14 protein-coding genes and 1 tRNA gene are annotated in these 12,032 nt (G+C 44.6%); 2 read left to right on the top strand and 13 right to left on the bottom strand.

Annotated features, from left to right (window positions below; all coding sequences use genetic code 11):
- Window positions 1-157 precede the first annotated feature (157 nt).
- On the top strand, window positions 158-1,513 hold the full coding sequence (locus H6F74_RS01890; RefSeq protein WP_199300762.1) for a GTP-binding protein: 1,356 nt from the start codon (window positions 158-160) through the stop codon (window positions 1,511-1,513).
- A gap of 87 nt (window positions 1,514-1,600) precedes the next feature.
- On the opposite strand, the gene H6F74_RS01885 is transcribed toward H6F74_RS01890, so the two are convergent.
- The 3 genes from H6F74_RS01885 to H6F74_RS01875 all read right to left on the bottom strand — a co-directional run bounded on the left by H6F74_RS01885 (window position 1,601) and on the right by H6F74_RS01875 (window position 3,821).
- Window positions 1,601-1,843, bottom strand: a complete 243-nt coding sequence (locus H6F74_RS01885; RefSeq protein WP_190435448.1) for a hypothetical protein — start codon at window positions 1,841-1,843, stop codon at window positions 1,601-1,603.
- Between the two features lie 75 nt (window positions 1,844-1,918).
- On the bottom strand, window positions 1,919-2,779 hold the full coding sequence (locus H6F74_RS01880) for a TlyA family RNA methyltransferase (protein WP_190435446.1): 861 nt from the start codon (window positions 2,777-2,779) through the stop codon (window positions 1,919-1,921).
- Between the two features lie 244 nt (window positions 2,780-3,023).
- Entirely contained in the window at window positions 3,024-3,821 is a 798-nt protein-coding gene (locus H6F74_RS01875) for a vWA domain-containing protein (protein ID WP_190435442.1), read from the bottom strand.
- A gap of 132 nt (window positions 3,822-3,953) precedes the next feature.
- Here H6F74_RS01875 and tnpA point away from each other — a divergent pair, with 132 nt between their 5' ends.
- A complete protein-coding gene (gene tnpA, locus H6F74_RS01870; RefSeq protein WP_190435439.1) occupies window positions 3,954-4,367 on the top strand; it encodes an IS200/IS605 family transposase in 414 nt (137 codons plus the stop codon).
- 197 nt (window positions 4,368-4,564) lie between these two features.
- On the opposite strand, the gene H6F74_RS01865 is transcribed toward tnpA, so the two are convergent.
- The 10 genes from H6F74_RS01865 to H6F74_RS01820 form a co-directional block, all read right to left on the bottom strand.
- The gene (locus H6F74_RS01865; RefSeq protein ID WP_190435435.1) at window positions 4,565-5,401 is read right to left on the bottom strand and encodes a hypothetical protein; all 837 of its coding nucleotides are present in this window, start codon (window positions 5,399-5,401) and stop codon (window positions 4,565-4,567) included.
- Window positions 5,402-5,742: 341 nt separating this feature from the next.
- Entirely contained in the window at window positions 5,743-7,176 is a 1,434-nt protein-coding gene (locus tag H6F74_RS01860; RefSeq protein WP_190435432.1) for a hypothetical protein, read from the bottom strand.
- A gap of 232 nt (window positions 7,177-7,408) precedes the next feature.
- Window positions 7,409-7,843, bottom strand: coding sequence for a hypothetical protein (locus H6F74_RS01855; protein ID WP_190435429.1), 435 nt, complete (start codon window positions 7,841-7,843; stop codon window positions 7,409-7,411).
- Window positions 7,843-8,226 carry a 50S ribosomal protein L7/L12 gene (gene rplL / locus H6F74_RS01850; protein WP_190435426.1) on the bottom strand — a complete coding sequence of 128 codons (384 nt, stop codon included), beginning with the start codon at window positions 8,224-8,226 and terminating at the stop codon, window positions 7,843-7,845. Before rplL ends, H6F74_RS01855 begins: the two co-directional genes overlap by 1 nt.
- A 69-nt stretch (window positions 8,227-8,295) precedes the next feature.
- Window positions 8,296-8,366 (bottom strand) — tRNA-Met (locus H6F74_RS01845).
- A gap of 981 nt (window positions 8,367-9,347) precedes the next feature.
- Window positions 9,348-9,548 (bottom strand): hypothetical protein, encoded by a 201-nt coding sequence (locus H6F74_RS01840; protein ID WP_190417924.1) that lies wholly within the window; start codon window positions 9,546-9,548, stop codon window positions 9,348-9,350.
- 295 nt (window positions 9,549-9,843) lie between these two features.
- Window positions 9,844-10,113: a type II toxin-antitoxin system YafQ family toxin gene (locus H6F74_RS01835; RefSeq protein WP_190435697.1), complete on the bottom strand. Its 270-nt coding sequence runs from the start codon at window positions 10,111-10,113 to the stop codon at window positions 9,844-9,846.
- Complete coding sequence (locus tag H6F74_RS01830; protein WP_190435423.1) at window positions 10,113-10,319, bottom strand: hypothetical protein; 207 nt, start codon at window positions 10,317-10,319, stop codon at window positions 10,113-10,115. Before H6F74_RS01830 ends, H6F74_RS01835 begins: the two co-directional genes overlap by 1 nt.
- 353 nt (window positions 10,320-10,672) lie before the next feature.
- Window positions 10,673-11,470, bottom strand: a complete 798-nt coding sequence (locus H6F74_RS01825; protein WP_206756281.1) for a hypothetical protein — start codon at window positions 11,468-11,470, stop codon at window positions 10,673-10,675.
- Between the two features lie 177 nt (window positions 11,471-11,647).
- Window positions 11,648-11,917: a hypothetical protein gene (locus H6F74_RS01820; RefSeq protein ID WP_190435418.1), complete on the bottom strand. Its 270-nt coding sequence runs from the start codon at window positions 11,915-11,917 to the stop codon at window positions 11,648-11,650.
- Window positions 11,918-12,032: the final 115 nt, after the last annotated feature.

The raw sequence follows: 12,032 nt of genomic DNA, 5'->3' as shown, positions 1-12,032 counted from the left end.
CTCTTGATTGTATACTTTCCCAATCAAGAGCGATCGCATCCGAACTGTAATTAAACGAAAATGGATCTGTAGCCTCTGGTTCTATGTAGCCTTGAATCCTCAATCGTCCCAAACTAATGCAGCTGCTGACCGTCAGACAAAGCCAGCACGTACCAACCTGCAAGAAACTCACATCAACCGCGCTCGTGCTAGTTTACGACAAGCGCTATCCTGGTATTCTTCCAAAGCACGGGTAAAACCCCATTCCCCGACAGCAGCGTTGCAAACTGAACTAGAAGTTTTGACGAATAGTTTAGAAAAGCTAGACTCTAGCGTTATTCACATTGCTGCTTTTGGTTTAGTTAGTCGCGGTAAATCGGCGGTTTTGAACGCCTTGATGGGAGAAAAGATTCTGCAAACAGGCCCCCTCAATGGCGTGACTCAGTGGCCTCGGTCGGTGCGATGGACACCTAGCACTAATAGTAAAGTGCAGGTGGAGTTAATTGATACGCCTGGATTGGATGAAATTCAGGGACAAGCACGCGCAGAAATGGCGCGGGGTGTAGCGCGTCAAGCTGACTTAATTTTGTTTGTAGTTTCTGGTGACATCACGCGAACTGAATATCAGGCGCTTTGCGAATTGCGCCAAACTCAGAAACCGTTAATTTTGGTCTTTAACAAGATAGATTTATATCCTGAGATAGACCGAAAAACAATTTATCGCAATTTGCAACAACTGGGTGCTGGTAGCTTGGAGACGCAATTAACCAGGCCTCTAGAAGAGGATGAAATTGTGATGGTGGCGGCGGAACCTGCACCGCTTTCAGTGCGCGTTGAATGGCCTGATGGTCGTGTAAGTTATGAATGGGAAACGCCGCCGCCACAAGTAGACGAGTTGAAGCAGAAGATTTTGAATATTTTAAATCGGGAAGGGCGATCGCTTTTAGCTCTAAATGCTTTAGTTCAAGCAAGAGTTGCTGAGGCGAATATTGCCGAAAAAACTGTAGCAGCGCTTGACGCTGATGCAGAAAAGCTGATTTGGAGTTTCGTCAGATACAAGGCTATCGCCGTTGCCCTTAATCCTATTGCTATTTTGGACGTTTTGGGAGGAACGGTGGCGGATTTGGCTCTCATCCGCTCTCTAGCGAGGTTGTACGGTCTTCCCATGACTGGATATGAAGCTGGTAAGCTTCTGAAAACAATTCTATTGAGTTCTGGTGGCTTGCTGCTGGGTGAACTCGGTACAAGTATCGTTTTTGGGTTGGGGAAGAGTGCTGCTGCTGTCGCTAGTGGTGAGAATGCAACTAATATTACTGCTTATGGCTCCGCTGCGATCGCGCAAGCTGGTATCGCCGGATACGGAGCTTACGCGGTCGGTCGTGCGGCGCAGGCTTATCTAGAACAAGGCTGCACCTGGGGACAACTGGGAGCTAATACTGTGATTCAAGAGATTCTTAGCCAAGTGGAACCAAATACAATTCTCTATCGCTTGCGCCAGGAATTACAGCAAAACCTGGGAATGCCAAACGACTAAGATTGTGGCTATAGATTCATGCCCCGAAGCAAAACAAAGCCTGCCAACGCAAAGGCTAGTTTGATCAGAATTTAGAAACAAGCGTTGCTACTGAGAAGTGTCGGTAGTTTCCTGGGGAACACCAATTTCAGCTTCCGCACGGCTTAACATCGAATCGTGCAAGTGTTCCTTATGTTGACGGTACTGCGCCATCAATTCTCGCGCCTGTTCCTGGGTGTGGGCGTTTTCGGGTTCCGCCGCTTCCGCACGACTTAACATCGAATCATGCAAGTGTTCTTTGTGTTGACGGTGCTGTGCCATCAATCCCCGTGCTTGTTCTTCGGTACTCATGCGATCGCCCTCTGAATGCTTCTGTCTTCATTTCACCTGAATCTAGAGAAACAGTAACAAAGATGACAGAAAAATTTACGATTTTAAATTACTCCGAAAGTGCGATGCAGCAGCTTGAGTAATTTGTTTAATCTCCTCTAAGCTCAGCTTAGGCCCCTGTGGATTAACAGGGGTGGAGTCTATATCTGGTGTAGCGTTCTCCATTCCTAGCCACAACAAATACTCGATATTCCCAGCAGGGCCAGTTATTGGCGACCAAATTAAGCCGCGATAATTCCATCCTAATTGTTGGGCTGTTTGCAATACCTGAAAAATCGCATTTGCCTGATCGTCAGTATCTCGTACTACGCCTTTTTTACCAACACGTTCGCGCCCAACTTCAAACTGCGGCTTTACTAGCAATACCGCTTCTCTAGGAGGCTGTGTTAATTGCCACAAAGCATCAAGAATTTTGGTTAGGGAAATAAACGAAACATCTACAACCGTTAAATCTGCTGGCTGTTCATCACCGTACAATTCCTCTGGTGTGAGATAGCGCAGATTAGTCCGTTCTTTCAAAACTACCCGCTCATCACTGCGTAATTTCCAGTCAGCTTGTCCGTAACCAACATCAATCCCGTAAACTTTTTTTGCCCCAGCTTGCAGCAAACAGTCAGTGAAGCCGCCAGTGGAAATTCCACCATCTAAGCAAATCCGATCTTGTACAGGAATGCCAAATTCATCTAAAGCATGGATAAGTTTTTCCCCGCCTCTGGAAACAAAACGCGATCGCTCTTTAATTTTAATTTGCGCCTCGGTTTCTACCTCAGTTCCCGGCTTATCAACTACTTGCTGATTTACCATTACTTCCCCAGCCCGAATTAGCCGTTGTGCTAACTGTCGGGAGGCGCATAAATCTAGTTCTACTAATAATGTGTCGAGTCGTTGTTTTGCCATTAATTATATATATTAGGGATTGCTTGCGTGCAAGTTAATAGAGCAAAGCGATCGCAATCAGAAAAGGAACTCCGCTGGTTAGTTATTACACACTTTTTAAAGGATAGCTACTTAATCGCTTACCTCCCAGGTTCTTCGCTCCTTCCTCCCACGTTCGCTGCTTCGCTCAAGTCGAAGCCACTATTACTGTTCCTCTCGTACTAAAGTATGTATGCTCTACAAGGTTAGGTCACGCAAGCATTACCTAGACAATTAATGCCGCTAAAAAGCCACGCTTTCCAAGTCGCGCGATCGCAGATGCAACTTGCAGTCTTGGACAAGCGAGAGTTTCAGCAGTAGCGCTGACATCTAGAGAACCAAGACGCTGTACCGTATCTAATACTTTACCGTCAAATTCCAAGTTGCGGAATTCGCTAGTTAGCACAGTTACCATCTGACTGATAACATCTTTAGCATTGCGCACAGAGGCACATTGTCCACCCGTACCAAGTGCGATCGCGGTAAACGACTGCAACGTAGCGCGATCGCCTCCCATGCACAGCCCATGAACCGTCACCCGTTGATTCTCCGCCGCCGCCGTTACCGACTGCACTGTTAAACCATTAGGATATCGCGCCGGATCGGTATGCGTGAAGCCCTCAGCATCGCGATCTGCGTGGAACCCGTGTGGCGGCGCATCACCCACCAACAGAATGAAACGACAACTGTTGCGTCTCCACTTCATCTGGTTAGCCGCATCCTGAACGCCATCATAAACAGCTTCCGGATGATCTCCACCACCATTAGCTTCTAGTTTGTTGATGTTCTTCTGCATCTCCTGCAACTTTGCAGTCAGCGGATAAATACGAGTTACAAAAGTCGTGTCTTGTGGAGGGTGATCGCGGTATTCTACTAAACCGACTTGCAAATCGATATCACTGTCAGCTGACAACAGACGAATTGTATCTAACAATTGCTGTTTCGCTTCTTGGATGAAACTACCCATACTGCCAGTTGTATCAATTACAAAGCAAACATCAACATGATTGAGAGCTTTTTTCATAATTAGTCTCGCTTCTCTTAGTTAAAAAAATACCTGGCGAATGGAATTCGCGGCTACACAAACAAAGTCCGCCTTCGCGGACTAAATGCGATAATCGTGTTGAAAAAATTTGCAGATTTAGGTTGAGGACAAATGAGGTCGAATTTCACGCAATTGTATCTCCATTGTGTTTGGGCAACTTGGGATAGATTGCCTCTAATTACGCCGGATATCCAGAAGGTAATCTATGCAGCCATTGTTGGACAGTGCAAACAACTCGGATGCACAGCGATCGCTGTTGGTGGTATTGAAGATCATGTCCATCTTTTGACAAGTTTCCCATCTACTCTGGCTGTATCTGATTTAGTTAAACAAGTTAAAGGTAGTTCTTCTCATCTAATTACTCACGAAATTAAACCTAGTGAATTTTTTAAATGGCAAGGCAGCTACGGGGCTTTTACTGTCAGCCATGATGCTATCGATAAAGTGGCTGATTACATCCGCAACCAGGCGATTCACCACCGACAGAAATCAACTATTTCTACTTGGGAATTGACTCCTAAATAATTTATTTTAAGTTGGGCGGTTGAAACCGCTGCTACACGGGCTAAACCCGCCTTTGCGGGTTTCAGTTGACTGGGCGGTTGAAACCGCAGCTACACAGGCTAAACCTGGATGGTGCGCGGGTTTCAATATCTCAATTTTCCGATAGTCCGCGAAGGCGGACTTCGTTTGTGTAGCTGCGAATTCTATTCGCCAAGGCTCTAATAATCACGTTCGGCTATTTCCTCTATACACCTATCACAAAGCCTTCCGTCCTCATTTTCATCAAGGTCTTCATCAATATCTTGAATACCGACTTTGCTTGGTTCTATTAGTGAAAGCGTTACCTTAGGACAGTTTACACAGAATCCGACAAAGTAGCGCCTTTGGCAGCAAAAGCAATGAACTGTATTGTCCGTTGTGGTTGGGTCAGGGAAGACAATTGTTTCTTCATATTCCATTGAATCACGGCACATCTCACAGGAAAAGAACTGGTGGTCAATTTCCTTGTATTTGGGGTATAGCGATATTCCACTTTCCACCATACGTCTTATATAAAACAGTTGGGCTTTCGACAGCGTTGGATAGATTTCTTCGTCAACTTCATCGAGTTTTTCTTTAAGGTTAATATTCAGTTGTTGTTGAAGGAACGTTTCTAAAAAGTATATAGACCGACCAACATACTCTTCAATCTCCTCACGATTACCTGCGAACTCGTGGTGTTCAATGGAATTTCTTACCTTTTGGAGAAAATTTAGATCAATTTCATCCTGAGCCGACAAATCAACGCCAACTTTACGTAAACGTTTTTTCAGTTCCTTGAAATTAACAGTATGACCGTCAACTTCCACCTTATTTTTTTGATAAATCAATTCCTTACCAGCCTCTGCTAGTCGAGCCTTGAGGTACAATTCTGCGGCGTGGAAGACGTGGAGAACCGTGTACTTGAGATCAGTAGGTCTTTCTTCGGCAAGGAAGTGTTCGACGGCATGTACAAGCGAATCTCTGGCGTTTTCCTCAAGCCTTAAGACGAAATCGTTATTACTCAAAGTATTCATTTTTATGTGAAAAAATTATAATGAGAGTTATTAACCTGATGGTAGCTGCTATTGTTTAATCAAGTAGGATAGACCAAACCTATCATTAATTAATTTTAACTAATTTTTTGCCATAATAATAGCGTTGTTTCCAGAATTTTACTCAGCAATTATGGTATCGCATCCTCACCGAACCTCTTTTTCCCGCAGTTTCTCCCTTACCCACTTACGCCAAGCCCGAATAAAAGTAGTATCATCCTGGGTTTCTGCTTGCTGTAAAAATTGATTCCCCTTCCTTACAAGGGAAAGAGATTTGGAGGTTAGGTTTTATCACGCTACTATGACGCTACAATTGAGCCGATCTAGTTATCAACTCGCACTGGCAATGGTGTTTCTAGAATTTCCATCAACAACTCAAGACGAGATGGACGAGACAACAATGGCACCAAGTTTGGCAATGAGTAGTAATCACCTGCGAAGGTGAATGTCTCCAGCGAAACTTGAGATTGCTGCAATTGTTTTTCTAAGTAGTTGCTATGATTGCCGACTTTGACAATAATTACATTCGGCACAACCTTTAATTCTTCGCAGTATCGGGGATAAACTGTGTTGAAGAAAGGAGCGTTGTTTTCGCCTTCATCGGTAACGATGATGATTTGTTCTGCCGACTGTTTGTTTTGCCGCATCTTTTCCAGCGATGCACCGATGCTAGTGCAACCATCCGGAAACAACTTCTGGAAAGCTTTTTCCCAATCTGACAGTGCTTTACCTTGTGCTTTTACTTCAACAGCTTTGGTGTCGAAAGCGTAAACAAACAAATTGCCTTCGCTGATGCCAGAAATCAAAGCTGCAATTTGCTTTCCGACTTCCAGCGCCTCAGTCATGCTGCTGCTTTTGTCTACAAACAAGGCGGTAGACTTGGTAATCTTACCCCGCTTTTTCACCTGTTCGTTAACAACTTGCTCTAGCTGCGCCACAGTTGCATCATCGACATTGGCGACACCTGCGGCTTTCATCGCCTTGAATGCAGACACGCGATCGCTTCTTTGCGCTTCTGTCAGTTTTGCATCAATCAACACCTTCACCTCAGCGTTTTCCATCGCACTTCGCGCTTGCAGCGACTTAAGGTTATTGATGACCTCCTGCGGTGACATGGCGTTAACCAGCGCCATCAGTACCTCTGGCGTTACTTCCTTCACCGCACCAATAGCGACAGTGTAAGGAATTTTGTGTTCTGCAATCAGTTGTGCTTGTGCTTCTGGTGTTTCTGCTTTTGCAAGTTGCTTGAGTGCAAACGCAAGACTATCTTCAGGCGGTGCATCTTTGAATAGTACGGCGTTAGCGCGATCGCTTGGCTTAATATGCAAACTTGCATACAGATGCTTCATCGCTTTGCGTCCCCGCACCGCTGCGCGATCAAAAAACGCAGCATTCTTTTCCCGTTCCTGCAAATAACGCCGTACCGCAGTCCGCGCCGAACGCGGTAACTTTTGCTGATGCTGCTTCATAAAGTCTACAATCCGCGCCACCTGATAAGGTGGAAATTCCTGTAGCATCATGAAACCCGCACCCCGATGTTCGTTCAAGCTGCTAGTCAGCAAATTACCGACAAAAACTTCCTTGTGGTCGCGCACATCACCCTGACGCTGATACCATACAGCCAGGTGTCCGTAAAAGATGGGGTCAAGTTCCACCATCATCTTATGCACTTCTGCGACCTTACCGAGTTCCCGGTGTGGCGTAGTCAGCAGACTATTGAGCATTTCCAAACGCAAGTCGCGTTCTAGTGTATTCATTGCAACTACCTCCATTTCATCTTGAAGTGTTGAGGAGGCAGATGTCGCACGCAAGTAATTTGGTGCCGCGCAAGTTGGGAGAGCTTTATTTATGCCTGCTATAGGTCTCAGGCTTGCAGCGTACTAACCTATGTACGCACCATTTGGTTTTTTGTAGGTATGTAAGCTCACCCGATTGGGGCGCGGCGACAACTGCCATTATAATTCGCCAAGCAAGAGAGTGTCATCCCTGCTAATCTAAAGGTTTCACATCCGGTTCAGTCCAACTTATTCGAGCTTGCCAAGACATTAAGCGATCGCGGCTGTAGTATTGCAAAGGAAAAGACTTGTCTCCATAATTTTTGATACACTCATTCGCAATATCTACGATGGAAAAATCTTGCCTTGCAATCGGCAGATATCTACCGATTATCCGAATCCAAAATAGAGTGATGGTTTCGTGATAGCCGCTGTCGTTGCTGGTTTGGATGCCACGCACTTTGTTGTAGTGCTGGATGCGATCGCGTATTAAATTCGTCGCTTCCGCCTCCGAGTAACGAGTGAGATACCATACTGCAACGGTTAAGTGTGCATGATGATCCCACTCGTCTCGTGGCAGGGTGCAATTCTCGAATGCCGCAATTAGACTTTCTATCTCACTGACTGATTGGTATTTCACAACCGCCATTACTTTAGAGTAACTTTTGCGCCTGCTGCCTCTAGCTGTTGCTTGATGTCGTTGGCGTCCGCGAGAGCGATCGCTTCTTTCATCACTTTCGGCGCTGACTCAACAAAATCTTTTGCTGCTTTCAGATCCAATCCTGTCAAAGTCCTTACAACTTTGAGAATTGCAATCTTCTTATCAGCAGGAACTTCCTCCAGAACCACATCAAACTCAGTTTGTATTTGTGGTTTTTCAGACTTGTCTTCTTTTTCCTCAGTAATCACTGTCCACTGGCGAGGAGAAGCATCAACTCTAAAAGTATTTTCAATTTGCGTAACCAGTTCAGCAGTCTCAATTAGCGTTAAAGATTTCAACTGTTCTAAAATATCAAGTGTTTTTACAGACATTGTTATACTCCTCCTCATAATTAGAAATGAAATATTGACACTACGCGCAAGTTGAGAAAGCTGTTTGTTCATACGCAGGATTTGAACCTGCATAACCTTGCTTATGAGTCAAGCGCCTGTACCAATTCGGCTAGTATGTAAGCTTTATCGATTAGGGCGCGTAGTGGGAATTTTGAGAATTAGAAATAATCAGTGTCCCGCACAAGTTTAAAAAGCTATTCACTGGAGAGTTACCGTTACTCTACACTGCCACTACTTGGCAGTGGTAGGAATCGTTGGCGTAGCCTGCGCGTAAGCGCATACCTACATTTCCCGCTTATCAGGCGGATGTGTGTATGCTTCTCACGTTAGGGTGCGGAACACAAAATTTAAAGCTGAGTATCCATAAAAGACACTATTTAGTTGGCAATCTGTTTTTGAAAAAATTGTCACCTCGCACAAGTTCAGAAAGCTGCTTCGGGAGTTGAACCCGACTTATCGATTAAGAGTCGATCACTCTACCACAGAGTTAGTATGTAAGCTTTCTCAGTTAGGGTGCGAAGTGGATATTTTTCTCTGCATTTGTGGAGAAATATGAGAGGCTACATGCAAGTCTAAGAAGCTTTTTTTACACCTCTCCAAAAGGCGGAGAGGGTAGGAATCGAACCTACAATTCGGTTTCCCGAACGTTACCAGTTTGTATGCTTCAAAAGTCGGGGCGCGTGCCATCGATACCCACGATTTGTAATTTTTAATCCCGCACAAGTTAGCAAAGCTGTTTTCACTTTGGCGCTTTATCCATTGAGCTACAGCCGCTTTTAATGCAGCTGGTGGGAATCGTAGGCGAAGCCTTCTCGAAGAGTACCCACTACCTCCCCGGTCGTAGCGGTAATGTGTGTATGCTTCACAAATTAGGGCGCGGGAAAAGGTTTTAAAAGGTTGCTCCATGCAAGTCGAAAAAGCTATTTCACATCTGCCGTTCTTACCAGAGTTCCCGCTGGCAGTGGACGCGCAAACTTCATCTAACGTGAGACTTAGAATGCTTCGCTAGTCGGTCGCCCGAACATCGCTACCTTAGGGCCGTTATACTTACGAAAAGAGTGTATGCTTCTTCTATCGGGACACGGAGTGAAAGTTTTTATCTAGCCGTATACGGCTTCTGGACGGATGATTAGATCGCCGCTAGGACGACGCTCAATAACGTATGTTTCTAAGCGATCGCGTCTAACATCAAAATGCTGGGCGAGGCGTTCCTTAACGGCTTTGTCGTTCATTCCAGCCGTCACACCCAGTTGATTTTCTGCGATGTCGTAGGAACGACCTTCAAAACGAATGTGAACCATTTTAGACACCTCCTTAAAAGCTGGTTGGCAAAGCGTATTAAACAGGTTTGATTTGTTTGCCTTAATTTACATACTACAAATACAATACATGATTGTCAAGGGGATGGAAAAAATTCTTTTTTCATCCTGAAAGCAAGCCATACCCTTTGGTATTGGCGTAAGCGATCGCATCCTTGGGACGCTAAGAGTTAAACTCATCAGCGACAGATAACCCCGAAACAAAGTTTAATGCTTGCAGTGAAATGTCTGGTGTAGAAAGGTTAGACGTAGACTGCTTATAGGCCGATCGTGTTTTTTAATACACCTCGTCGTGGCTACCAATATCTACAAATACAGCATTCCCATCCTCAGTAAAGTAAAATAACACCCTCTGGTCGTATTCCACGGTAAAACTCCATAGCTCCTTGAGCTGGCCTGACAATTTGTGAGTTTTCAAGCTTTGCTCGAATGGGTCTATAGTAAATTGCTCTACTTTTTGCCAAAATCTTGCTTCTAAATCTAAATTTCCCTTGATTCGCTTTTTGAAAGCACGACGGAATGAGGAACTAAAAGTAATTTCTACTATCACTCCTCTATTAACTGTCTCAGCGCATTAATATCAGAGGAGAATTTCAGTTCGCCATTTTGCTCTTCTACTCGTGCTGTTTCAAAGTTTTCATATATTTCCTCACGGCGCTCTTCCCGCAGATACTGCCTCAGTAGCAATTGAATTTCTTGCTTCTCCTCTGTGGAGAGGCTTTTGATTGCCTCGATTACATCACTGAAGTTCATAGCCTGAAACACCGTGTAGGACTTACTTCATCAATTTACCATGACGATCATTGCTCAGGATGAGTACCCACATCTAAGGCCGATTCAAGGTTGATTGTCTACCCACAATCTCAACCTAACCGCGATCGCATTCTTGGAACGCTAACAGCTAAACTCATCGGTGGCAGATAACTCGAAACGAAGCCCAACGCTTGAAGTGAGATGGAAGGTAGGCGCGGTAAGCGAAGCTATGCTCGAAGAGCTTATCGCTCATATTGGGGTATATGCAAAGCAGAAGTATATGTTGGGTTTCCTTGCGTCAACTCAAGCTATGGTGATGCGCGATCGCACTTAAACTGATTGGGAGTCCTGCCTTAACCAATCGCCTGATCCAGTGAATTGTTAGTTAGAAGAGGACACTTGGCAATATCTCTAGCAAACACATACTTTTCTGCACTGGCAAGTGCAAGCGAATTAATGTGACTGACACTAAGCACCCCTATCTGCCGCGACTTGTATCCCGCAGCAAAGCAGACGTCTGGATTTACTGGTATGATGCGTGCCTCAGAGAAATTATCAGGCACCAAGAACTCTCCTTCTGAAGTGGATAATACTCCCCATTCAATACCTGACATTTCTTTTATGGCAGCATATAGATTTGATTGCATATGCAATCCACGTAGTGTTCTACTTGGGATTTCCCCGCTGCTTGTTGGACATACAATGTGTGCTTTTTCTAGGCTTTCTTGGTCATCAGTTGTGAGTGACAGCTCTGGCTTACCCCCTAAATCCTTATCGTCTATTTGAAATTTTGACCAATGATGCCGAATGTTCCAAAGACAATAAAAATTAGTCAATATTTGAGCATCAGAAACAGAGTCAGAGTGAGCGCCTTGTAAAACTCGTTCTACAACTGCTTGAAATTCGTCTTCGATTTTTTTGCCATATCCTTTCTCAGCCCTTTCATCCCAAAGACGCTGAACACAAAATACATTATTTTCCGGTTTAACTGACAGTCGTTTCTGGTTACGCAACATCAAAATGTCAACACCACCATCTTTACCGCAATACCTTTCTATGCTACGTTTTGGGAAAAGATGTTGCCTTACTACTAACTGGTGAGGATTTCCCTTTTGGGGAAGATTCCCTTTTTGGACGGGTAGGTGTTTCATTTTATTCAACCATACTTAATGGTCTAACACGCTTATCTGTAACGTTATCCCGCAAAACAGGAGGATGACTCTGACAAGCCTGGACTTTTATCGTGCTAGAGAATCGCACGAGAACACTCTTTCAGTAACATAAACGAACTCCAAGCCTAATTAATGGTAGTGAATTTTTCGAGGAGTTCACTCCAAGTCGTACTTAGCTATTATTTGCTCAGAATACCTAATGATGGCTCGACGCACTATTTCATAGATACCCCATAACTTTTGAGCCTTATTAAACCAATCGAGCAGCTTGGTTACGTCATTGACATCGTATTTCTTTGCGCTTCTCAAGTCTTTAAATGCGTCAAGCGTGACATCATTAATGTGCCATACAACGTGTTCCATCAGCTTTCCATCTTCGGGTTTGCCAATAGGCCCGAACCAGTATTGAGTCTCGAATGAAGACATTTCTCACCGTTCGCTCATTTGGATGACCCAGTAACCAAATAAATAGCTTCAAGTGTAGCCGTACTGGGCAATTCGGCTATGGAGAAGATGCACCAACTACAGACTTAACGGCATC

This window comes from Trichocoleus sp. FACHB-90, assembly GCF_014695505.1.
GTDB lineage: Bacteria > Cyanobacteriota > Cyanobacteriia > Cyanobacteriales > FACHB-T130 > Funiculus > Funiculus sociatus.
Note: the sequence above shows the minus strand (reverse complement) of the source record. Positions and strands in the feature narration are given on the sequence as shown.

Excerpts from the sequence above, each read along its gene's own strand:
- H6F74_RS01860 (WP_190435432.1), bottom strand. The coding sequence starts at position 7,176 with ATGAATACACTAGAACGCGACTTGCGTTTGGAAATGCTCAATAGTCTG.
- H6F74_RS01885 (WP_190435448.1), bottom strand. The coding sequence starts at position 1,843 with ATGAGTACCGAAGAACAAGCACGGGGATTGATGGCACAGCACCGTCAA.
- H6F74_RS01855 (WP_190435429.1), bottom strand. The coding sequence starts at position 7,843 with ATGGCGGTTGTGAAATACCAATCAGTCAGTGAGATAGAAAGTCTAATT.
- H6F74_RS01865 (WP_190435435.1), bottom strand. The coding sequence starts at position 5,401 with ATGAATACTTTGAGTAATAACGATTTCGTCTTAAGGCTTGAGGAAAAC.
- rplL (WP_190435426.1), bottom strand. The coding sequence starts at position 8,226 with ATGTCTGTAAAAACACTTGATATTTTAGAACAGTTGAAATCTTTAACG.
- H6F74_RS01820 (WP_190435418.1), bottom strand. The coding sequence starts at position 11,917 with ATGTCTTCATTCGAGACTCAATACTGGTTCGGGCCTATTGGCAAACCC.
- H6F74_RS01830 (WP_190435423.1), bottom strand. The coding sequence starts at position 10,319 with ATGAACTTCAGTGATGTAATCGAGGCAATCAAAAGCCTCTCCACAGAG.
- H6F74_RS01825 (WP_206756281.1), bottom strand. The coding sequence starts at position 11,470 with ATGAAACACCTACCCGTCCAAAAAGGGAATCTTCCCCAAAAGGGAAAT.
- H6F74_RS01875 (WP_190435442.1), bottom strand. The coding sequence starts at position 3,821 with ATGAAAAAAGCTCTCAATCATGTTGATGTTTGCTTTGTAATTGATACA.
- tnpA (WP_190435439.1), top strand. The coding sequence starts at position 3,954 with ATGAGGTCGAATTTCACGCAATTGTATCTCCATTGTGTTTGGGCAACT.
- H6F74_RS01840 (WP_190417924.1), bottom strand. The coding sequence starts at position 9,548 with ATGGTTCACATTCGTTTTGAAGGTCGTTCCTACGACATCGCAGAAAAT.
- H6F74_RS01880 (WP_190435446.1), bottom strand. The coding sequence starts at position 2,779 with ATGGCAAAACAACGACTCGACACATTATTAGTAGAACTAGATTTATGC.